Source organism: Brevibacillus ruminantium, assembly GCF_023746555.1.
In the GTDB taxonomy this organism is placed as follows: domain Bacteria; phylum Bacillota; class Bacilli; order Brevibacillales; family Brevibacillaceae; genus Brevibacillus; species Brevibacillus ruminantium.
In genome coordinates, this window is record NZ_CP098755.1 from 4,985,001 (window position 1) to 5,007,484 (window position 22,484).

Below are 22,484 nucleotides of genomic sequence, written 5' to 3' on the forward strand. Positions count from 1 at the left end.
CGTTTTTTTAACTTACTAGAAACGCCTTCTCTCTCTTTCTCAGCAGAACCTTGGCAAAAACCCTGTAAAATAAAGAGGCCCTCACGCTTGCCAAAGGCCTCTACCAATTGTTCTATCATTCTCCGTAACTAGATTGAAAGGATTCCTGCCTAAATTTACAGACTATGTTACCTGCGCTTTTTTAACTCAGCCAATACTTCGTCTAGCGGAAGCTTCTGCTCTCGCAGCAGAACCAGAAGATGGTATAGAAGGTCAGCGGCTTCGTAACGAAGCTCCTCATGACTGCGATTCTTCGCCGCGATAATCACCTCGGCCGCTTCCTCGCCTACCTTTTTCAAAATCTTGTCGACACCTTTTTCAAATAGATACGTGGTATACGCACCTTCTGGACGTTCAGCTTCACGTGAAGCGATTAATTGCTCCAACTCATTGAAAATAGCAAAGCGGTCACGCTCGACTGCCGAGGACACGCTCTCCTTTGCAACTACCGTATCCTCCCCAGCTTCCAGACAAACTTGGGCGGAGAAACAACTGTACACTCCGGTGTGGCAGGCAGGTCCCTGGGGCACCACCAGCACCACAAGCGCATCTCCATCACAGTCATACTTCAGCGAAACGATCCGCTGTGTGTGACCGGAAGTCGCCCCTTTATGCCACAGTTCCTGGCGGGATCGACTCCAAAACCACGTCTCTTTTGTTTCCAACGTCAAGGCCAGTGACTCTTTATTCATATAGGCGAGCGTCAGCACTTCTTTGCTGACAGCATCCTGTACGATGGCAGGAATCAAACCGTTCTCGTCAAAACGAAGTTCTTCTATATTTAACATCGCTGTCATGGCCGGATGTCGACTCCTTTCGCGAGCAAATACTCTTTTACTGCCTGTATCGAGGTCTCTTCGTAATGAAAAATAGAAGCAGCCAAAGCAGCATCCGCACTCCCTCTGGTCAACACATCGAAAAAATGCTCCCGACTGCCCGCACCGCCTGAGGCAATCACCGGTATTCCTACGGCTTCGGCGACAAGACGAGTCAATTCAATCCCAAAGCCCTTCTTTTCGCCATCGTCGTCCATACTTGTTATAAGGATTTCACCTGCACCCAAGGCTTCCGCTTCCCTGGCCCACTCTATCAAATCTCTGCCTGTCGCATTTCTACCACCATGGGTGTACACTTCCCACTTTTTCTCTCCCACCTGACGAGCATCAATCGCCACGACGACGCACTGGGAACCAAACACGGTGGCGCCCTCACGGATCAGCTCAGGCCGCAGCACCGCTGCTGTGTTCAACGAGATTTTGTCGGCCCCCGCCCGCAAAATGCGTCTCATGTCATCGACACTGTTGATTCCGCCACCTACGGTAAAGGGGATCGTGATGTTGGCCGCGGTCTGTTCGATCACGTCTACCATCGTTTTCCGCCCTTCGTGTGAAGCAGAGATATCGAGGAAGACAAGCTCGTCTGCCCCTTCCTCACTGTACTTTTTCGCCAGCTCGACCGGGTCGCCTGCATCACGCAAGCCCACGAATTGCACGCCTTTTACAACTCGTCCGTCCTTGACATCAAGACAGGGAATGATTCGCTTGGCCAGCATTCTATTCACACTCCCTCAGGCGAGCCGCTGCTTCCGTCAACGAAAATGCCTTGGTATACAACGCCTTTCCTACAATAGCACCGCCTACCCCTTCACCGGAAAAGCGGTGCAGATCCACCAGATCGTCCAGAACGCTGACTCCACCAGAGGCAATCACTGTTTTTCCGGTCGCGCGCGCCAGTGCAGAAATCTCATCTACATTGGGACCGGTCAAAGTGCCGTCACGAGCGATATCGGTGTAGATAAAGGTTTCCGCGCCATAGGATACGAGACGCCCCGCCAATTCAGCCGCACTGACATCCGTCGTAGTGAGCCAGCCGCGTGTCGCGACCATGCCGTTGCGACAGTCCAGACCGATGGCAATCTTCTCCCGATAACGACGGAGAATACGCTCCGTAAACGGTTCATCCTCGATAGCCGCCGTTCCCAGAATGACACGGGCTACGCCCGCATCCAGATAATCACTGATCTGCTCCTCTGTACGAATCCCTCCGCCTACCTGCACCGGAACTCGAACGGAGCGGGCAATCTCCTTGATCAGCTCCCCATTTACCGGCAGTCCGTCTTTGGCTCCATCCAGATCGACCAGATGAATCCAGTCAGCCCCTTGGGCCTCCCATTCCTTTGCCATCTCCAGCGGTGAATCGGCGTAGACCGTCTCCTGGGCGTAATCACCCTGGAACAACCGCACACATTTGCCGCCGCGAATATCGATCGCCGGATAAATGGTAAAGCTTTGCTTCACACTCATCTCTTCTCCCCCTTACACAGCTGCGCAAAGTTGGCCAGCAGCCTCATTCCTGTCTCTCCGCTCTTTTCCGGATGGAATTGCATGCCATACACCTGGTCCTGCCCGACGATAGCTGTCACCTGCTGATGGTAATCCGCGGCAGCCAGCAGAACCTGTGGATCGCTGACCCGAACATGATAGGAGTGGACAAAATAGACGTACTCCCCGCTCGACACGCCCCGAAGCAAGGGATGCTCCTTTTGGAGTGTCAACTGATTCCAGCCCATATGCGGCACCTTATAGTTTCCGACAAAGCGCACAGCTTCCCCGCCCAAGAGTCCGAGTCCCGCATGCTCCCCGTGCTCCGCGCTCTTCTCAAATAAAAGCTGCATTCCCAGGCATATCCCCAAGACGGGTCGACCCGATGCCGTGAAAGCCGAAATGCCCTCAGCCAGCCCGAGCTCACGGATATTCTTCATGGCATCCCCAAAAGCACCTACTCCCGGCAGAATGACTCCGGAAAAATCGTCCAGACGCTCCGGACGCGAGACAAATTCATAGCGGTAGCCCAGTCTTTCAACCGCTTTGCTCAAGCTGTACAGATTGCCCATGCCATAGTCGATAATGCCGATCATGTTATAAAACCCCTTTGGTTGACGGGACTCCTTTTACCCGCGGATCAATCGCAGTCGCTTCGTCCAGGGCACGTCCCAACGCCTTGAATATCGCTTCGATCATATGATGTGTGTTGTGACCATAGTGCAAAATGACGTGCAGATTGATTCTCGCTTCCAGGGCAAATTTCCAGAGAAATTCATGCACCAGCTCTGTGGGAAACTGGCCCACGACCGGCGACGGGTAGACCGCTCGATACTCCAGATGGGGGCGATTGCTGATATCGATTACGACTTGGGCCAGGGCGTCGTCCATGGGGACAAATGCATTGCCGTAGCGCTTGATGCCTTTTTTATCGCCGAGCGCTTCCCGCAGCGTCTGCCCGAGACATATGCCGATATCCTCGACGGTGTGGTGGTAATCAATTTCGATGTCTCCCTTGGCCTTCACAGTCAGATCAAAATGACCGTGCTTCGTAAACAGATCGAGCATATGGTCCAAAAAAGGCACGCCCGAATCCTGCCGGCTCTCCCCTGCTCCATCGACGGAAAACGTCAGGGCAATGTCTGTTTCATTAGTCTTGCGCGCGATTTGTGCCGTCCGTTTCTTCATCTCGTTCATCATTGGCCGGTTTCCTCCTCTTCTTTGGCAAAATCATTCAACCGCTCCTGGATAGCACGTCCGTGTGCCTGCAGCCCTTCCTGCTCGGCCAGCGCCACGATCTTGTGTCCGTTTTTCCGCAAATCCTGCTTGCTGTAGGAGACGACACTGGATTTTTTGATAAAGTCATCCACCGACAAGGGAGAAGAAAAACGGGCGGTTCCGTTGGTCGGAATAATGTGATTGGTTCCGGCGAAGTAATCACCCACCGGCTCTGATGAGTACGGACCGAGGAAGATGGCGCCTGCATTTTCCACTTTCCCAAGCTGCTCAAACGGATTTTCCACCATGATTTCCAAATGCTCGGGTGCCAATCGGTTCACTACAGCAAACCCTTCCTCCAGATCCTTCACCAGCAAAATAGCTCCAAAATTCTCCAAAGAAGCGGTAGCGATTGAACGGCGCGGAAGCTCTGCCAATTGCCGCTCGATCTCCCGGGCTGTGGCTTCTGCCAATGCCTGCGAAGGTGTAACCAGCACAGCGGCCGACATCGGATCATGCTCAGCCTGGGACAAAAGATCAGCCGCTACATAACGCGGATTGGCCGTCTCATCAGCCAACACCACGATTTCGCTCGGTCCCGCAACCATATCAATGCTGACCAGCCCAAAGACTTCCCGCTTGGCCAGAGCAACGTAGATATTGCCCGGTCCCACAATTTTATCCACGCGTTTGATTTTCTCCGTTCCGTAGGTAAGTGCTGCAATCGCTTGTGCTCCCCCAACCTTATAGATCTCCGTTACGCCGGCAATCCGAGCCGCTGCCAAAATCGCCGGATTGATTTTTCCATCCGCTCCCGGAGGCGTGGTGATCACGATTTCAGGTACTCCGGCTATTTTCGCCGGAACAGCATTCATCAGCACACTGGACGGGTACGCCGCAGTTCCGCCCGGCACATAGAGGCCCACCCGTTGTAACGGACGTACAATTTGTCCGAGCAGTGTGCCGCTCTCTTTGGTGGCAAACCACGATTGGCGTACCTGCCGCTGGTGAAAATCGCGAATATTCTCTGCTGCCTCGGCAAGGGCCGCCTTCACTTCTGGCGAAACCAGATCCTCTGCTTCTGCAAATTCCTCCTCGGTGACCAGAAACTGCTCCAGACGGACGCGGTCAAATCGCTCCGTATAATCACGGACAGCCTCATCCCCCCGCTGACGAACCTCCTCCAGAATCGCTCGCACGGCTTGGCGCTGCTGTTCGCTGCCCGCCTCAACCGAACGCTTGGCATCATAGCCATCTGCTTGTATGATCCGGATCATCTGTCATCTCTCCTATCTCCCGGCCCTGTCACTTGGGGATTACCTCCAAAAACTTCTGCGCAATTGCATCCACCGCTTCACTTTTCATCCGATAGCTGGCCCGATTAGCAATCAGTCTCGTTGTAATTTCGCAAATATGCTCCAGCTCGACCAAACCATTTTCCTGCAGGGTCCGCCCTGTGGAGACGATATCGACGATCCGGTCAGCCAAACCGATCAGCGGGGCAAGCTCAACGGAGCCGTTCAGCTTGATAACCTCCACCTGCTGTCCCTGTTCGCGGAAATAGCGGGAAGCGATGCGCGGATATTTGGTCGCTACCCGAGGCGCTTCGGTCGGCTTCCAATCCGCCAGACCCGCGACCATCATCCGGCAATAGCCGATCTGCAGGTTCAGCAGCTCATATACATCACGCTCTTCTTCCAGCAAAACGTCCTTGCCCACCACACCCACGTCCGCTACCCCGTATTCGACATACGTAGGCACATCGGTCGGCTTGGCCAGTATGAACTCCAGACTGGTGTTTTTCACAGGAATCACCAGCTTTCGAGAATCCTGCAATTCAGCGGTTACCTGCAAGCCCGCCTGCTGCAAAAAGCTGACAGCCTCTTCAAAAATTCTTCCCTTTGGCATGGCAATCGTCAATTTCCGTTCTTGATCAGACAAGCTCATCCTCTACGCCTCCCGTCCTGCAAGAAATCATCAGCTTACTTCTTCAAACCTTCTATAAGAAAAGCACGACATCTTCTGCCAGTTCCAAATCCGCTTCCACCCGATCACGCACCCGCTTTGTCACCACGATCCGGCCTTCTTGGCGCATCTGCTGAGCTGCTGCCAGTGCTTTGCCTCGGTTGTCATCCGTGTAGTACAAGTGAACAGGCCGTGATTGCGGCTGTTCGAGCGATGGCGCCACCTGCAACAAGCGATCCATTTTGATGGCAAAACCGGTCGCTGGGGCAGGACGCCCAAACTGCTCCAGCAGCCGATCGTACCTGCCTCCTCCGAGGAGCGGTGAACCCAAGTCGGCGGCATAGCCTTCAAACACGACGCCGGTATAGTAATCCATGTTGCTGATCAGGTTGAAATCGAGCAGCAGTGCCTCTGTCACGCCATACGCCTCCAGCGCTTCCCACAAAGAGTAAACCGTTTCGACCGCTCGCCGCGCTTTGCCGTTTCCGGTGAGCTCACGTGCTTCCTCGATTTTCCCTTTCCCTCCGCGCAGGGTCAGCAGCGCATGCAGTCTTCTTTTTTCCTCCTGCGATATCGCAAGCTGATCGGCCAACTGGCGAAACCCGACGAAGTCACGTTCGTACAAAAAACGGCGAAATTGGGAGCGCTCCTCTTCATCCTGTACGATCTCCTCAAGCAGTCCTTCTACAAAGTCCACATGGCCAATCGCAATTCGAAAGGTCTCCACTCCCGCAGCCTGCAAACAGAACACCGCCAGCGCAATCGCTTCCGCATCTGCATCCACGCTGGCATCCCCGATCAGCTCGATCCCTGTCTGGAAAAACTCGGCATTTCGACCAGCCTCTTTTTCCTGCGCCCGGAACACATTGCTTTGGTAAAATAACCGAATGGGAAATGGCACGTCTTTGTACAAAGAGGAGACGACCCGCGCAATTGGCGATGTCATATCAGGGCGCAGCACGACCGTATGCCCCTGTTTGTCCAGTAGCCGGAACATCCTGTCCGTCAGGGTGACACTGGCGATCCCCACTGTGTCGTAATACTCCAGCGACGGCGTAATAATCTCCTGGTACCCCCATGGTTCGATACACGCGCGAAGTTCGCGCTCCAAATGCCGTTGCTTTGCCAGTGATTCCGGCAGTATATCCCGCATGCCCAAAGGCTTTTCAAATCCCAACGGCTTCGTCATCGCATGTCCCTCCGTATCCAAATGCTTTACTATGCTAATATGGTAGCAAACTAAAGTAATAGTTGAAGATTACCACGTTGACTGACGCCGGTCAACCACATACAAATTAATCTGAATTTTCAGTTGGCTGACAAGAAGCACTAAAAGAATACCGCATAAAAAAACCGCCGATTCCTCGACGGTTTCTACTCGCAGTATTACGTTGTCCGCTCTTCATTCGACTGACTAGCCGTTCCCTCGCGGATGATCTGCATCGGGTTTCCTCCTACAAATGCCCCAGGGGGAACATTCTTGTGAACAACCGTCCCCGCAGCGACAATGGCTCCCTCTCCAATCGTCACACCAGGCAATATGGTGCTGTTGGCCCCTACCAGCACGCGATCCTCGATCCGGACTTCTCCCAGCCTGTATTCCTCCACCAGATATTCATGGGCAAGAATCGTCGTATTGTAGCCAATCACACAGTTGCGACCGATTTTAATAAGCTCGGGGAACATCACATCCATCATGACCATCAGCGCTACAGCCGTCTGCTCGCCAATCTCGATGCGCAAAAACGTTCGATAGAGCCAATTTTTCCAGGAGAGAAACGGCGTATAGCGGGCGAGCTGGATCACGGCAAAATTCTTGACCACCTTCCAAAAGCTGACGGTGCGATATAACTGCCACAGCGGATTTGCCCCGTGGACGGGAAATCGTCTGGTCTGTCTGCTCATCTGTTCGTCCCTTTCTGCCTAACCTCTACAGGTCGGAATCGGTATCTTCAAAAATCATCTCAGACTGCTTTTTGGAAAAGTGAACGGCTGCATTGTAGCCCATCCTCTTCAAACGGAAATTCATCGCCGCTACCTCGATAATGACGGCCAGATTTCGACCTGGTCGGACCGGTACCGTGATAATAGGAATCTCCGTATCCATAATTTTGATCGTCTCTTCATCGAGGCCGAGACGCTCATATTGCTTATGCGGCTCCCACAGCTCCAACTGTACAACCATCGCGATGTTTTTCACATTGCGCACAGCCCCGGCGCCAAACATGGTCATCACGTTAATAATGCCTACCCCACGAATCTCCAGCAGATGCTGAATCAACTCCGGTGCGCTGCCGACCAGCTGCTCTCCCTGTGTCTGCCGGATTTCGACCGCGTCATCGGCAACCAGACGATGCCCGCGCTTCACCAGCTCCAACGCTGCCTCGCTTTTCCCGATTCCGCTGGAGCCCATGATCAGGACACCCACCCCGTATATATCGGTCAGCACACCGTGAATCGTGGTGGTCGGAGCCAGCCGGTTCTCCAGATAGTTGGTCACCTTGCCTACGAGCGTAGTTGTGGCCAGCGAAGACTGCAGCACGGGAAGTCCGCGTTCATTGGATACCTGCAGCACTTCCTCCGGAACCTGGAGATTGCGTGCCACACATAGACAGGGAGTCTTGTCCTGCATCAAAAAGCGCATCCGCTCCAGCTTTTCTTCTCTGCCCAATGTCTGAAGAAAATTGATTTCGGTCAGGCCGAATAGCTGTATGCGCTCTTCGGCGTAATAGGAGTAATACCCAGCAAGCTGGAGACCTGGACGACTCAGGTCCGTCACGGTGATCTCTCTACCCAAACCCTCTTCTCCACTTAACAGCTTCATATGAAACTGATCCATCAGATGACTTACTTTTGTCTTCCGCACTTGCCTTCCCCCTCTTCCGTTCATAGTTTCGTCCCGTTTTATGTCTCCTCATTGTATCGAAAGTCCACGGTGTGGGACAACATCGGACTCTCTTCTCTCGCAACATCATTTACATTAATCAAGTAATTTCATAAGATAAGATTAGTGTTTCATTATTTGTTACATATTTTCTTTGTTAGTATTTACGAATTGCCGCCCTGTTTCGATGTTTGTTTGCAGATTGAGAGGAGGCAAGGCATTTGGAGTTCCTGCTTCGTTTTCTGTTTGTCGATATACCTGAGGCCCTCTTGCTTCTCGCCATCGGCTTCGCATTATTCAATCAATCTATTTTTACACACCGGAAGAAAACGCTGCTGTTCAGTATTCTTTTCTCGCTTTCAGGAGAAGTGCTAGGCCTGTTGAACGTCTCTTATCAGCCAAAGATCGCCATGATGTTCTTGTTGTACATTGTGTTTATCCTCGTCATCTTTCGAGTCAGGCCGTACGTCGGATTTTCCATGTCGATTGCTGCGATGGGCAGTATGATTCTCGCTGAATTTACGTTATTGCTTCTTTTTAACAGCATGCAGATTTATTGGCAAGATATTCTGTCCACCACATTTATGCAAAACTTGGTTAGTGCTGTGTATCTCTCCGTATTGCTGCTGATCTCTTTTCTGATTCGAATGGTCAAGTTTGACTTGCGGAAAATGCTTCCTCAAAACAGACATAACCGCTACCTGTTCATGCTGATTCTGGTTGGCAGCGTCGAATTCCTATTAATCTTGTTTATGAACACGACATTCTTTCTCAGAAAGAATAATTCACCCATCATCCAAATTTATTCGCCCGATTATCAGCTTCTTTTTCAACTTTTTATCTTGGCTCTATTTATCGTACTTGTTCTCTTATTTCGCATATACGTCAAACTCACGATCAACCGGGTTGAAGCTGAAACGGAAACGCCTTATCTGCAAAATATCAATGACTTGCTTACTGCGATACGCTCGATCAAACATGATTCACTTAACCACTACACGGCGATCCACGGTTTTCTGAAGGAGGGCATGGACGAGAGAGGCAAAGAGTACGTCCAACATCTGCTGCAGGAAACCGTATCAATCGAACAAGCTGTCGAAACCAGCGTGCAGGTTCTGGAGGGAATTGAAAATCCAGCCGTGTCTTCTCTGCTCCAATCAAAGATGGCGATCTGTATCGCCGAACGAATCTCCTGCCATATCCAGATATCCGGCAATCATCAGTTTCCTTTTATCCGTACATACGACCTGATCAAAATCGTCGGTAACCTGTTTGACAATGCGATTCGGGCCACTTCCTACGAACTGGAGGAAAACCGCTATATTAAGCTGGAGTGGGGCGAAACAAACAGGGAACAATTCTTCTATATTGAAAACAGCGGACCTACGATTCCTAAAGAGAAATTGGCAGAGATCTTTCAGCTTGGATATACAACCAAAAGCAATGGCGAAGGAGGCGTTGGACTGGCAGTCGTAAAATCGGTCACAGAACGATATGGCGGCAAGATCAAGGTACAATCTGAACAAGGCATTACCAGCTTCCGTATTTCCTTTCACGTGTAAAAAAGGAGTGTTAGCATGGGATGGTCAGAAAAAATTTCGACTCGCATCGCAAAAGGGATCAAGGGAGATAACACGGAACATACCGAGGAGCAGCTCTCCCATGGTATCGAAATCTTTCTCTTAAATCTGCTGAATTTTGTCTGCCTCTTCATCATTTCTTATTTGCTTGGCATCGTTTGGGAGGTCCTTTTCCTCTCCATCATCTATTATCTTCATCGTCTAGTCACCGGGGGTGTTCATATGAGCACTCCTTTCTCTTGCCTGATTGTCGGTACGCTTACCCTTTCCGGCATCGGATATTTGGGGGCTCACTTGCCTTTGCTATCCACATCGGCGGCATCGATTTGGATAATCGTGTCGATGAGTGTTTCCTTCATGATCAACCTCCGTTATGCCCCTGCTGCCCACACCTATTTGCCCACGAACGAGAAAATTAGGGGAATTTGTAAAAAAATTGCACTATTTTCAATCTTGATAGGTTGTTTCTTTATACTTTTTCTGGTAGTATATCACCAGAAACTAGCATTGATTTACTCACTCGCGGTACTGCTTCAGTCACTTCACCTCCATCCGGTCTCATACCGGTTGGTGGCCGGTCTCGAAAAAATGAGAGAAAAGGGTGGTTTATCATGAAGAAATTGCGTAAGCTGACGTGTGGTTTCTTTGCATCCCTGTCTGCCTTAAGTGTTGCCGGTGTATTAAAAGTAGGACTTATGTACGAACCTCTCCCTCCTGGTCAACGTGACAAACTGTCCTAGTTTTGAATCATAACGTTCCCTTTAATGAAATCACATCCTTGCCCCGGACCATACAAGAAGACCGCTCTTCATGATCAGAGCGGTCTTTCTCTTTTCCCTCTTCAACCTTTCTGTTTGGGAACCACTCCCTCGATGATCCAACCGAACAGGCTCATCAGGGCAGCAGCCATCAGAACAGTCCAGAACGAATCCGGCCAATTCCCCACCTCAAAGCCGTTGATCATATAGGCAGTCAGGGCAAACGTAAGCGCATTGATGACAAACCAGAATAACCCCAGCGTAAGCAAATGCAGGGGCAGCGAAAAAAACAGCAAAATGGGACGGATGATCGTATTCACCACCCCCAGTATAAATGCTGCCCACACCGCTACCCCAAAGCTGGAAATCGTGATCGACTCGAACCACTGACTGATCATCAAAAGAGCTGCACCGTTCAATATAAGCTTGATGACCCAACGAATCATCTATACCTCCCCCTCTATCTCTTTTTTCCACCTTTCAAAAAACAGAACCATAAAGGTATCTCGCTCTTCCGCAATCTCACGGGCCGTCTTGGTGAACAGCCGTTCTTTGATGCGGCTCAGCTTCCATTCAAATTCGGCCAGCGGCGTATGCTGATGAGGATCATCTGAAGAAAGCGGCTGAGCGATCACGCCCGAATACGTGAAAACGCGGGCGATTCCAATCGCACCGATTGAATCCAGTTTGTCTGCATCAAACAAGATTTGCTCCTCCACTGTAGTTGGGGGCCGTTCTTTGCGGAAACGATGGGCAAGAATCACCTGTTGGATACAAGTGATGCTCCCATCGGAATAACCGTACGGAACCAGCAGCTCCGGGACGAGACGGGCACTGATCTCCGCATGACACTCCCCCGTTTTCCTCTCTTCTGCCCGGCCGATGTCGTGGAGCAAGGCCGCAGGGCGCAAAATATCCATGTCAGCTGACTCTTCCCGGCCGATTCTTTCACACAGAGCGATTACTCGCAGATTATGCTCCCAATCATGGGCGGGGTCCTGTCCATCAAAAAAGCGCCTGGCCGTGTTTACTAAAGATTCCGGCAAGCAGGCAATAGCAGACTTCACGTACTCCATCCCGTTTCTCCTCTCTTTTTATATCTTCTATGGTAAGAAAACCCGGAGCGAAGCACTAATAATTTAAACCCCTTTTTTGGGTCCCCGCAGTTTAGAAACTTCTCAACTTCTTTCAGAACCGATGGCCGAATTCTCTTTCCATACTTTTCAACAAAAGGCTTCCAATGATCAATAAAAATTCGCTTTAGAACATTTGTATTCATGCAATGATTTTATCAAAAAATATAGGGGCTTACGCCCCCAAAAATATATACTTTCCGATATTATGAAAAAAAATCTCCAACATACATCATGGAGATTCTTCATCACTTTTTTTGACTTGGAATTGTAGCGACACACTTCTTTTTTGCCCAATTGGTGTTCGCTTCAAATCGTTGCATGGCTTCATACAGCTCTGCAATAAGGTTCTTGCTTGGCGTCTTCCCGATACGGTAAAGCCATTGTTGAAGCCCCCACTAACGCGGAAAAATAATTCTAAATTTTCCGTAATATTTTCAAAACTTATGACGTCATGACTATAACAAAGAAAAGCTACGCGGCCTCGCTCAGAGCATCGCACGGTTGCTTGGCGAAGAACCGGTTGTGAAGGGAGCAAAGACTGCTGCCGCCCCATTGAAGCTTGTCAGCAGCAAGTCGATGGGTGGCGCTTGGCTGCTGGACTCACTTTGGAAAAAGCTGAAGATTGGCGAGGCGTTGTCTCGACATTTATCAGAGCGCAAGTTCCACTCTCCTGTAGATGCTATGGTGGCGAATCGTGCACTTGATCCATCCAGTAAGCTTGCGACGGAGGAGTGGGTGGCTCAAGATGTCGTCATTCCCGGATTATCTGTTTTCGATGTCCAGCAGGGCTACCGCGCTATGGATTTTCTCACCGAGTCGGATGAGGCCATTCAGCGGGAAGTGTTTCATTCGGTTGCCGACTTGTTGAACCTTAAGGTCGACCTGCTCTTTTTTGACACGACCTCCACCTATTTCGAGACCGAGGAGACAGACGAGGAGTCGCTTCGTCAACTCGGTTACTCCAAGGATCATCGGCCCGACTTGCCGCAAGTGGTCATCGGATTCGCCGTTACACGGGACGGTATTCCCATCCGCTGCTGGGTATGGCCGGGCAACACTGCGGACATGAGTGTCGTGCCCGAGGTGAAGAAGGACCTAATCGGCTGGAAACTCGGGCGAGTCATCTCCGTGGCGGACCGCGGTTTTTCGTCTGAAGCGAATCTCCGCGTTTTCCAGCAGTCTGGCGGTCATTACATCATTGGCGAGAAGCTATCTTCCGGCAAGCCGTCGGTCGAGGCAGCACTCGCTCATCCAGGGCGATTTAAGACCGTACGCGATAATTTGGAGGTCAAAGACATTACGATCGGCGATGGAGAAGCCCGCAAACGATACGTACTGGTGCGTAATCCCGAAGAAGCGAAGCGAGACGCTGCCCAGCGCGAGGAGCATCTGAAGGCACTGCAAGAGGCGCTTGATGGTCTAAAGCAGCTTGATGGCGAAGCTCACAGCAAAGCCCACTGTCGCCTGCACAGCCACATCACGTACAAGCGCTATCTGAAAATGGACAAGCGCGGCAACCTTCGTATTGACAAGCAGGCCGTCAAAGCTATAGAACATCTCGACGGGAAGTATTTGATTCAGACCTCAGACGATACGCTCTCCTCCGAAGATGTGGCCCTCGGCTACAAACAGCTTCTCAAAGTCGAAGCCGCCTTTCGTACGCTTAAGCAGTCGCTGGCCCTTCGTCCCGTCTACCATCGAAAAGATGATCGCATCCGCTCCCATGTTCTTCTTTGCTGGCTCGGACTGATGCTGATCCGGATCGTCGAGAACAAGACGGGCAGGACATGGCGCGATGTACGAAAACTGTTCCAGCGCGTTCATCTGGTAAAGACTCGCTCCGTCGATGGTACGGTCTTACAGCGAACGGAATTAACAGATGAACACAGGGGTATTCTTTCGCAGCTTGAATTGCCCGAACCCCAGCTAATATGGGACATTTCACCGAGTTAGACCCGAAAAACTGTAGGCATACGCCAAGTTATCCACAAACCGTCCAATCCCTTGCTGGCTCTAGGGTTGAGGCGGTTTGTGTATCTACGAACTGTCGAACCCGGGAACAACCTAACAACAAAATCACCCAAAAAATATGTAGCAAAATTCCCAGTTGTCGTTGTATCCTCATAGACTTCCCCCTGGTAGTACCATCTAGTAATATTAAGAATATTTTAACATCTCCTGTCGAAACGAAAAGGTTAATTTATTATTATCTTAAAGTACCACCTTCGGATCTGTACCTATTAGCTTCTTCGTGAGCTGCGTCTTTAACCTTTTGTCATTCTACAGGATCCTTAATTTTTTCAGCCTCTCTATATTTATCCTTCGCTTTTTCGATCTTTTCATTCAACTCTTTAACACGATCTATACTTGTATCTCTACCGATTCTCCCGCCTTTTTCACGGGCATCTTTTGCCTCAGCTTCTGCAGCCTTTTTCTTCGCGTTGTCACCTGAACGGTCTGCTGCTATCCAATCTTCTTTTGCTTTAAGAATTCGGGCGGAAAAATTTGATAAACACTATTTAAGTTGGTTATGATTTTTGCTACTGTCATCTTGTTAGTCGGGGGATGCTCGAAATTCTTCGGCACGATCATAGGGAGAATGAAGGGGGCATCTCCATGATAACATCACATCCCTTCGTTACGAAACGATCGGTTACCAAAAAATAACAAACCGTGAGCAGATGATTCTACCGACAGGATATTCCGTGTACAGCGGCAATGTTAATTGGATTTAATGAGAAAGCATTTGTATCCTTCATCGTCCTCTTCATGTTGAAAAATAACTGTCCAAGTTAATGTTGTGTCAAAGATGTACAAATCGAAAGCAAAACGTGTGTATGATTGCAATAATTGTATTGCGTTTAGTTTAAATACTTTATTACGGGTGAATTCTCTTCCGATCGAACTAGTAGAATCCCAGAAAAATAATATTTCTTCCTTTTCATTAAAAAAATCCCATACTTCTGAAACTGTTAACCCAGCTTTTTTTTCATCTTTGATGAAGTTCCATAAATAACCTTTCCCTTGAGTTATGTACCTTTTATAAAAATAATCTTTCACACAATTACTTTTTACATCAAAAAATTTATTAATGTAATGCTCTCGCAATTGAAGCGACAATTCCTTCGACAGAACTGGTATCTTACGTATATTAATAGCATCCTGCAAATATTCTACTGGACGAAATAAGTACTCCACAGCACTGTGTTCAAGTCTGGGGGTAATCGTTCTGAATTCAACCTTTTCTATCGATTCATAATTTGTCATTGCAAACATATCATGTTCATACGTAGATTGGCTTTTATGCAATCTTGCATAGGTTCCAGAAGGCACTGTCACAACTACACATCCTTCAGGGATTTGCGTTATTAGGTGAACTCGCCTGCCAAAAATGGATTTTTCCGCATCCGCAACATAATAAAACGTATTATCTTCAACAACATCAGCAATCTTCGATAATATCGGATTGGGCGCTTCAAAAAATTCGTCCCAATCAAAATCCAAATCCACTTCAATACCAACAATTAATATATCTTCAATTTCGACAACCTTTAGTCTCATTATATCCCCCATTTTTTAGCAATCATAGCAAGAATGGGCGTAACAGTAAATAATGTTACGCCCAATAAGTCAACTTAAATTCCTACCCATGGGAAGAAATGATGTCCTTCAAGTCTATCCCATGAACCGTTAACCCTCCCCATTAAATGGAAATGAGGAAGGTTGGCTAACTTAATTCTGCCTCTTCCATCTGTGTAATGAGGGTCCTCATACACATATTTAAAGTTCGGCTGTGTAACAACTTTTTCAGCATAATCCTTTCTTACACTGAATGTGTCTCTCTCTTGACGAGCTAATAATCTTGCCTCACTAAGTGTCAGCGGATCACCAACTATTACTCCTCCAACAGGGTTCAAGAAAGCTCGAAAATGCTTTATTTTATTCTTTTTAATCTCGTAAGCAACTGTTTCACTAATTACAAGACTTTCTGTCACTACTTTAATGAAGGATCTACCTTCATTATTTCCAATGTCCCTAGCAAGCCGATCCTTTCTTGCCACATAATCATTTAGGTAATCACTAATTATTACTGCCCCAGTGACAAGAGCAATAAAATCACCTACAGGCAACGGACCATCAATCGCTGCAATAACTCCCAATGCCGCTAAACGTGCTGCCAACTGTCTTTCGGTCATACGAATACCAGCGTTGCTTAATACTGTTAAAGCTTCACTCGTAGCAATACTTCTTATGGTCATTACCTTTGAAGACTCTTCTTTCGGGAACTCATTGTGTATCTGGTAGTAATCATAGTATTCTCGAGCGAGTGCATCTATCCGCTCAAAATCCCTCTGTAGTGATTCTTGATCTACTTCCTTTATGTATCGAATCGCATTTGTATCTTTAGTTGTTTTCATTACACGATATTTATCAACAATTGACGCTACTTCTTCAAATAGGTACTCCTCATGTTCTTCCAAATATTTAGCCAGTTCAGTAATCATTTGCATTGACTGTTCTGTACCATCTTCCGACGTTATTTCCATGAAATGCTCAATTTCACTTCGTTGCATATATCCTTCATCTTCATCATTCGTGTTAGCGAAAACACCATTGGCATTTACAAATAAAAGCCCTACGATCAATAAAACTGTTAACCACCACTGATTTTTTAACATAATAATCGTTGATTCTACTAGTCTAGTAGTTCAACATGTCACTCCCCTCGAAATGTATTTTTCGGAAATGATGGTTATCATTACCATTCATATTTATACCACAAACCCAACTTTTGGTAAATAACTTTATAGATAAATTTTCCCATAGAACCATACTTTTGCGACTCGTTTACTTGAATGTGATAATCGCTATTTTTGAGTGGCTATCTTTAGCACGCAACTCATTTTTCCACTTCCTTACAGAATAACAAACCTAGAGTCCTTCACAGTATCGATTTCAATGATTCCTGTAGGTTGGTATGTTTGCCATCTGACATATTCTTGATGCAATAGAACCCGCAATCAAGATTGCCTGTTTCCTGCATGTCTGACTTCATCTGCTTGTGCAGTTTATTCAATTCTGTCTCCAGCAAATGCAGTTGTTCTTCTGTAGCGACTCTGACCAAATTCTCGATTTTCAACAATGATTTGTTGCTCATGCCACACGAAGCCGCAAGCTGCTTTCGCCCCAACCGCAAATGCATTCGCTTATTGATCAACTCGTGGATCTTGGTGACATACTCTTCTGTAAATTCTTCTTTCTGCTTTTTCACTGGTTGCAGTGCTTCTTCCAGCCAATTTTGATTCTGTGTCAGCTTGCGGTACACCGCCTGAAATACGCGTACTGTATTTCGGGTGTCGTCTTTTGCAGAGTGGTGAATCCCCTCGAATGACGAGCCGATAAGCTCCACCGCCTTTTTCAATCCAATCTGCTGCCCTTTTGGAAATTGGAACAGCTCCATGCATATTCGTTGAAAATCAACATGCCGCTCAAGCCAGCTTGCGTCAAGCCTATGAAACTCACAGTTCTTCCTGAACACATCTTTGTCATCTGGGCCCCAGGAAACGAGGACGTGCGGCTCCCTGCCGATCCACTTGTGAAATCGTTGCAGCACTTTGAAAAAGCGGCCGGCCAACCACGTGTCGGGAGTCTTTACTGGAAGCAATTTTTTGGTTCGCTTAGAAAGAGGAAAGCAAGGCCTGACGAACGAATGAAATGTCTCGCCGGATACCAGCATGCCATCCACCTCTTTTAGCTTAATCGCCGCAATCTCGATGATTTCCGGACAATGATGCTTCTTCGTTACGGCATTCCATTCAAGGTCAAACAGGATGTAGTTCATCTCTACCTGCCCCTTTCCCATGAAACGAGAGAATCGTCTCTTTTCTCTCATCCTACTAGGGAATAAGACAAACCCTGTCAGAGAACAGGTGTTTCTGGTGTTTTCGTTCTAGACAAAAGGAGGTGTAACCGTTGCGCAGACGAGTCATTACGTACATCCTGCTTCTCGTTCTCGCCATCTCGTCGGTCGGCGGATGCTCGACGTTTTTCGGAACCATCACTGGGAGGATGGAGGCACTTAGCCAAGCCATCTCATATATCCACAAAACGTATGCCGTTCCCACGGAGCATTTGGACGCAACCATCCCCTTCTATCGTTACGAGACACTTGGGTATCACCTGAAAGTCTATGATTCTCATACGCATTTCACGTATGCGCTGACTGTTCGGTTTCCCTCTGACAAGGATGGAGTTGATATAGAAGAGTTCCCGTATAATCCGTTTATTGAATGATGCGGACGCCCCTAAAAAAATCAAACCCTGTCAGAGAATGCTCTACCGACAGGGTTCTTCCAAGTACTTTTTGACCAGCGCGCTGTATTCTTCCAACATCATTTCCCGGTATTCCTTCGGTTCCAGGATAACCGCATGCTCTCCGTACTGCTTGACCCAGCGGAGGAACTCTTCTGCGCCTCGCGTGGTGACTTGCATCAAGAGGGAGCCGTCTGCTTCTTCTTCGTAGCGCACGTCAATATGGTAGCGCTCCTCTCGGATATAGCGTGCCACGTCCTTCGAAAAGCGGATCGTGAATGTGACCTGCTCGGCATCTGCCGTAGCTCCCCATGTATTTTGGTAATGGGTATCGACATGGAAATCATCCAGCACGTAGTACTTTTTCTCTGTCATCTCCACTGCCTGGAAGCGGCTCAGCCGGAACGTCCGCACGTCATCCCGTGTATGGCAGTACCCAATTACATAGAGATTGCCTTGGCGAAGTACCAGCTCGTATGGGTCGATCATCCTTTTTTCTGTCAGCGAATCACGGGACATCGTGTAATAATCGCAGATGATCGTCACCTCGCGCGCGATGCTCTCCAGGATCGCCTGCAGCACCTGCTCTTGTTCCCGCTCTTCTTTTGGAGCGTGTATACGTATCTTCTTGCTTAATTTGAGCAAATCATCGTTTACCTTAAAACGGTTCACAATCTTCTGCATAGCTGACTCAAACGGCTTATACAAGGCGTTCTGCTTCATTTTCGTCTGGCCCGTTATTAGAGGGAACAGGGAGATCGCCAAAAATTCTTCTGGACTTAGTTGGGATGTGGTCGGGACGGGAGATTCGATCAGCTTGTAGCCTTTGTTCGTTTCCGTCACGATACGGACGCCGAGGTTATCCATGCTTCGGATGTAGCGGTAAATCGTGCGCGTCGAGACCTTGCACAAATCTGCCAATTCCTCCGCAGTTATACCTGGACGCTCTTTTATGGTACTTAAGACATAGTGAAGGCGTTCTCCTTGTTTCATGCAATGCACCTCTGGGTGGTATTTTTCTATTTCCACTATTACTTATTTACCATATATTTTCAATGGTGAAACCTTAATTGATGCCAATTCATTATAAACGACTGTGTTTTAGCGGAAGTTTGTCTTGCCCGACCCAGGCCGTCTCCAATCATAACCACCCGTCACACGGGTGGTTTGCTCTTGGGGTATAACCCCCTGTTGCCAAACTGCGCCTAAAGACGCTAGCCTGACAAAAAATTTGTTCAGGCTCAGTGTAATTGTCACTTTTACTTACCAGTTAAACTGGTTTCAGACTGTCAACAAAGTACCTGTCGGCAGTCTGAAACCCGGAGTATACACTCCGGGTTTGTTTCACCTTGGATGTGTCTGCTTACATAGTTTGGATCGAGGAGGGGTACAGGTCTCCTCCCTACTTGGAGACAAGCTGCTCCCATTTTTCCAGCGTACGCGCGCGATCCCGCTCCAGAATCGGTCCCAGATACTCGCCTGTGTAGGAGCCCTTCACGGTGGCCACCTCTTCTGGCGTCCCCGTGGCAATAACCTGTCCGCCGCGGGTACCGCCCTCCGGCCCCAGGTCGACGATGTAATCGACGGTTTTGATCACATCCAGATTATGCTCAATGACCAGTACCGTATCACCGTTCTCTACCAGACGTTGCAGGACCTTCAGCAGGCGGTCGATATCATCTGTGTGCAGGCCGGTAGTAGGCTCGTCAAGGATGTAGAGTGTGCGGCCTGAGCTTCGGCGATACAGCTCCGAAGCCAGCTTGACACGCTGCGCTTCTCCTCCAGAGAGCGTCGTGGCTGGTTGGCCCAGTTTCATGTAACCGAGTCCGACATCAACCAGCGTTTGCAGCTTCCGCTCAATTCTCGGCAGGTTGCGGAAGTACTCCAGGGAATCCTCGATCGTCATCTCCAGAACATCGGCGATGCTCTTCCCTTTGTATTTCACTTCCAGCGTCTCCCGGTTATAGCGTTTTCCGTGGCATACTTCGCATGGCACGTACACATCCGGCAGGAAGTGCATTTCGATTTTGATAATCCCGTCACCGCTGCACGCTTCGCAGCGGCCTCCCTTTACGTTGAAACTAAAGCGGCCTTTTTTGTAGCCGCGAACCTTGGCTTCATTGGTCGAAGAAAACAGATCGCGGATATCGTCAAACACGCCGGTATAGGTTGCCGGATTGGAGCGCGGTGTCCGGCCAATCGGAGACTGGTCGATATCGATGACCTTGTCCAGATGCTCCAGTCCGTTAATTCGCCGATGCTCGCCCGGCTTGGCCTTGGCCCGATTCAGATCGCGGGCCAGTGTTTTGTAGAGAATTTCATTAATCAGCGTACTTTTTCCTGAGCCCGACACCCCGGTCACAGCAACAAAAAGACCAAGAGGAAGCTTTGCCGTTACGTTCTTGAGGTTATTCTCTTTGGCCCCTTCAATCGTCAGCCATTTACCATTGGGCTGACGGCGCTCCATCGGAACCGGGATGAATTTGCGTCCGCTCAGATAAGCTCCGGTCAAAGAATCAGGGTTTTCCATTACTTCCTGAGGCGTTCCGGCGGCAATGATATTTCCCCCGTGTATGCCGGCACCAGGACCAATGTCGATGATATAGTCACACGCCATCATTGTATCCTCGTCATGCTCGACGACGATCAGCGTATTGCCCAGCTTGGTCATGTGCTCCAAAGTCTTGATCAGACGGGCGTTGTCACGCTGATGCAGCCCGATACTCGGCTCATCCAGGATGTAGAGAACCCCCATCAAGCTGGACCCAATCTGGGTGGCCAGCCGGATTCGCTGCGCCTCTCCGCCTGAGAGCGTACCGGCGGCGCGGCTGAGTGTCAGATAATCAAGACCGACGTCAATCAGGAAGTGAAGGCGAGCCTTGATCTCTTTGAGGATCAGGTTGGCGATCTTCGCCTCTTTTTCCGTCAGATCCAGCGAATCGACGAATTGACGGGCATCGATGATCGACAGATCCGTCAACTCCGAGATGCTGCGATCTCCCACCCGCACCGCAAGACTTTCCTGACGCAGGCGATGTCCCTTGCAGACCGGACAATGCTTCTGGCTCATGAAGCCTTCAATCTGCTCGCGGATATAATCAGAGCTGGTCTCCAGATGGCGGCGCTGCAGGTTGGGGATGACCCCTTCGTACGGAACAGTCGCCTCTCGAACCTGTCCAAACTCATTTTCATACCGGAACTGGATTTTCTCTCCCTGGCTTCCGTACATCAGGATCTGTTTATGTTCGTCTGAAAGCTCCTCATAGGGGATATCCAGCCGAATGCCAAAGTGCCGGCAGGCTGACTCCAGCAGTTGTTGATAATACGTGGAGGATTTTGGTTCCCAGGCCCCGACCGCTCCGTCATTCAGCGATTTCGTGATATCCGGGACGACCAGATCCGGGTCTACCTCCAGCTTGACACCCAATCCATCGCACTCCGGGCAGGCACCGAACGGACTGTTGAAGGAGAAAATGCGCGGCTCCAGCTCACCGATGGAAAAACCGCAGATCGGGCAGGCATGCTTTTCGCTAAACAGCAGCTCTTCCTGTTCCATGACGTCCACGATCACTTTCCCGTCCGCCAAACGAAGCGCTGTCTCCAGAGAATCAGCCAGACGCGCCTGTACATCCGGTTTGACCACGATCCGGTCTACGACGACCTCGATGCTGTGTTTTTTGTTTTTCTCCAGCTTGATTTCTTCGGAGAGATCGCGAATCTCTCCGTTTACCCGCACGCGGACAAAGCCCTGTTTGCGGATATCCTCCAGAAGCTTGACATGCTCCCCTTTTCGTCCCTGCACCATCGGCGCCAGAATCTGCAAACGAGTGCGTTCCGGGTATTCCATCACACGATCCACCATCTGTTCGATGGTCTGTGACTGAATCTCGATGCCGTGATGCGGGCAGATGGCTCTGCCGACACGGGCGTACAAGAGGCGCAGGTAATCGTAGATTTCGGTTACAGTTCCAACCGTGGATCGCGGATTGCGACTGGTCGTCTTCTGGTCAATCGAGATGGCAGGGGACAGTCCCTCAATCGAGTCCACATCCGGCTTGTCCATCTGCCCGAGAAATTGTCGGGCGTAAGCAGAAAGCGACTCCACGTACCGGCGCTGTCCTTCTGCATAGATCGTATCAAATGCAAGCGATGATTTACCCGAGCCGGACAATCCCGTAAGCACAACGAATTTGTCACGCGGAATGACGACATCGACGTTTTTCAGGTTGTGAGCACGGGCACCTTTTACCACAATATGTTCCAATGGCATG

The 22,484-nt window shown here is 49.4% G+C and carries 20 protein-coding genes and 2 pseudogenes; 4 read left to right on the top strand and 18 right to left on the bottom strand.

What is annotated here, in order from left to right:
• Window positions 1–167 precede the first annotated feature (167 nt).
• From hisIE to hprK, 10 genes are all read right to left on the bottom strand, one after another.
• Window positions 168–836 carry a bifunctional phosphoribosyl-AMP cyclohydrolase/phosphoribosyl-ATP diphosphatase HisIE gene (gene hisIE, locus NDK47_RS24585; protein ID WP_251872344.1) on the bottom strand — a complete coding sequence of 223 codons (669 nt, stop codon included), beginning with the start codon at window positions 834–836 and terminating at the stop codon, window positions 168–170.
• Window positions 833–1,591 (bottom strand): imidazole glycerol phosphate synthase subunit HisF, encoded by a 759-nt coding sequence (gene hisF / locus NDK47_RS24590; protein WP_251872345.1) that lies wholly within the window; start codon window positions 1,589–1,591, stop codon window positions 833–835. The genes hisIE and hisF overlap by 4 nt, the downstream gene beginning before the upstream one ends.
• A 1-nt stretch (window position 1,592) precedes the next feature.
• On the bottom strand, window positions 1,593–2,342 hold the full coding sequence (gene hisA / locus NDK47_RS24595; RefSeq protein ID WP_251872346.1) for a 1-(5-phosphoribosyl)-5-[(5-phosphoribosylamino)methylideneamino]imidazole-4-carboxamide isomerase: 750 nt from the start codon (window positions 2,340–2,342) through the stop codon (window positions 1,593–1,595).
• Entirely contained in the window at window positions 2,339–2,956 is a 618-nt protein-coding gene (gene hisH / locus NDK47_RS24600; RefSeq protein WP_251872347.1) for an imidazole glycerol phosphate synthase subunit HisH, read from the bottom strand. Before hisH ends, hisA begins: the two co-directional genes overlap by 4 nt.
• 1 nt (window position 2,957) lies before the next feature.
• Complete coding sequence (gene hisB, locus NDK47_RS24605) at window positions 2,958–3,557, bottom strand: imidazoleglycerol-phosphate dehydratase HisB (protein ID WP_251876360.1); 600 nt, start codon at window positions 3,555–3,557, stop codon at window positions 2,958–2,960.
• Window positions 3,557–4,852: a histidinol dehydrogenase gene (hisD, locus tag NDK47_RS24610; protein ID WP_251876362.1), complete on the bottom strand. Its 1,296-nt coding sequence runs from the start codon at window positions 4,850–4,852 to the stop codon at window positions 3,557–3,559. The genes hisB and hisD overlap by 1 nt, the downstream gene beginning before the upstream one ends.
• A gap of 31 nt (window positions 4,853–4,883) precedes the next feature.
• A complete protein-coding gene (gene hisG, locus NDK47_RS24615) occupies window positions 4,884–5,525 on the bottom strand; it encodes an ATP phosphoribosyltransferase (RefSeq protein WP_251872348.1) in 642 nt (213 codons plus the stop codon).
• Between the two features lie 52 nt (window positions 5,526–5,577).
• Window positions 5,578–6,732: an ATP phosphoribosyltransferase regulatory subunit gene (locus tag NDK47_RS24620; RefSeq protein ID WP_251872349.1), complete on the bottom strand. Its 1,155-nt coding sequence runs from the start codon at window positions 6,730–6,732 to the stop codon at window positions 5,578–5,580.
• Between the two features lie 197 nt (window positions 6,733–6,929).
• Complete coding sequence (locus NDK47_RS24625) at window positions 6,930–7,448, bottom strand: acyltransferase (RefSeq protein ID WP_251872350.1); 519 nt, start codon at window positions 7,446–7,448, stop codon at window positions 6,930–6,932.
• A gap of 25 nt (window positions 7,449–7,473) precedes the next feature.
• Window positions 7,474–8,409, bottom strand: coding sequence for an HPr(Ser) kinase/phosphatase (hprK, locus tag NDK47_RS24630; RefSeq protein WP_305883351.1), 936 nt, complete (start codon window positions 8,407–8,409; stop codon window positions 7,474–7,476).
• A 239-nt stretch (window positions 8,410–8,648) separates the two neighbouring features.
• Between hprK and NDK47_RS24635 the strand changes: the two genes are divergently transcribed.
• Entirely contained in the window at window positions 8,649–9,989 is a 1,341-nt protein-coding gene (locus NDK47_RS24635) for an ATP-binding protein (RefSeq protein WP_251872351.1), read from the top strand.
• Between the two features lie 15 nt (window positions 9,990–10,004).
• Window positions 10,005–10,622: an accessory gene regulator ArgB-like protein gene (locus NDK47_RS24640; protein WP_251872352.1), complete on the top strand. Its 618-nt coding sequence runs from the start codon at window positions 10,005–10,007 to the stop codon at window positions 10,620–10,622.
• 226 nt (window positions 10,623–10,848) lie between these two features.
• Here the strand turns inward: NDK47_RS24640 and NDK47_RS24645 are convergent, their stop codons facing one another.
• From NDK47_RS24645 to NDK47_RS27940, 3 genes and pseudogenes are all read right to left on the bottom strand, one after another.
• Window positions 10,849–11,211 (bottom strand): phage holin family protein, encoded by a 363-nt coding sequence (locus tag NDK47_RS24645; protein ID WP_251872353.1) that lies wholly within the window; start codon window positions 11,209–11,211, stop codon window positions 10,849–10,851.
• Window positions 11,212–11,841 (bottom strand): HD domain-containing protein, encoded by a 630-nt coding sequence (locus NDK47_RS24650; RefSeq protein WP_251872354.1) that lies wholly within the window; start codon window positions 11,839–11,841, stop codon window positions 11,212–11,214.
• Between the two features lie 53 nt (window positions 11,842–11,894).
• Window positions 11,895–12,044: pseudogene (locus NDK47_RS27940) on the bottom strand (IS91 family transposase); the annotation flags it as partial.
• 310 nt (window positions 12,045–12,354) lie between these two features.
• On the opposite strand from NDK47_RS27940, the pseudogene NDK47_RS24655 reads away from it, so the two are divergent.
• Window positions 12,355–13,854, top strand: a pseudogene (locus tag NDK47_RS24655) (IS1634 family transposase); the annotation flags it as partial.
• 768 nt (window positions 13,855–14,622) lie between these two features.
• Here the strand turns inward: NDK47_RS24655 and NDK47_RS24660 are convergent.
• The 3 genes from NDK47_RS24660 to NDK47_RS24670 all read right to left on the bottom strand — a co-directional run bounded on the left by NDK47_RS24660 (window position 14,623) and on the right by NDK47_RS24670 (window position 17,743).
• Window positions 14,623–15,462 (bottom strand): hypothetical protein, encoded by an 840-nt coding sequence (locus tag NDK47_RS24660; RefSeq protein ID WP_251872355.1) that lies wholly within the window; start codon window positions 15,460–15,462, stop codon window positions 14,623–14,625.
• Between the two features lie 74 nt (window positions 15,463–15,536).
• The gene (locus tag NDK47_RS24665) at window positions 15,537–16,580 is read right to left on the bottom strand and encodes a hypothetical protein (protein WP_251872356.1); all 1,044 of its coding nucleotides are present in this window, start codon (window positions 16,578–16,580) and stop codon (window positions 15,537–15,539) included.
• A 263-nt stretch (window positions 16,581–16,843) separates the two neighbouring features.
• Complete coding sequence (locus NDK47_RS24670; RefSeq protein WP_251872357.1) at window positions 16,844–17,743, bottom strand: 3'-5' exonuclease; 900 nt, start codon at window positions 17,741–17,743, stop codon at window positions 16,844–16,846.
• A 131-nt stretch (window positions 17,744–17,874) separates the two neighbouring features.
• Here NDK47_RS24670 and NDK47_RS24675 point away from each other — a divergent pair, with 131 nt between their 5' ends.
• Entirely contained in the window at window positions 17,875–18,195 is a 321-nt protein-coding gene (locus tag NDK47_RS24675; RefSeq protein WP_251872358.1) for a hypothetical protein, read from the top strand.
• Between the two features lie 42 nt (window positions 18,196–18,237).
• Here NDK47_RS24675 and NDK47_RS24680 read toward each other — a convergent pair whose 3' ends face one another.
• Window positions 18,238–19,206 carry a helix-turn-helix transcriptional regulator gene (locus tag NDK47_RS24680; protein ID WP_251872359.1) on the bottom strand — a complete coding sequence of 323 codons (969 nt, stop codon included), beginning with the start codon at window positions 19,204–19,206 and terminating at the stop codon, window positions 18,238–18,240.
• A 409-nt stretch (window positions 19,207–19,615) separates the two neighbouring features.
• The gene (gene uvrA / locus NDK47_RS24685) at window positions 19,616–22,483 is read right to left on the bottom strand and encodes an excinuclease ABC subunit UvrA (protein ID WP_251872360.1); all 2,868 of its coding nucleotides are present in this window, start codon (window positions 22,481–22,483) and stop codon (window positions 19,616–19,618) included.
• Between the last annotated feature and the right edge of the window lies 1 nt (window position 22,484).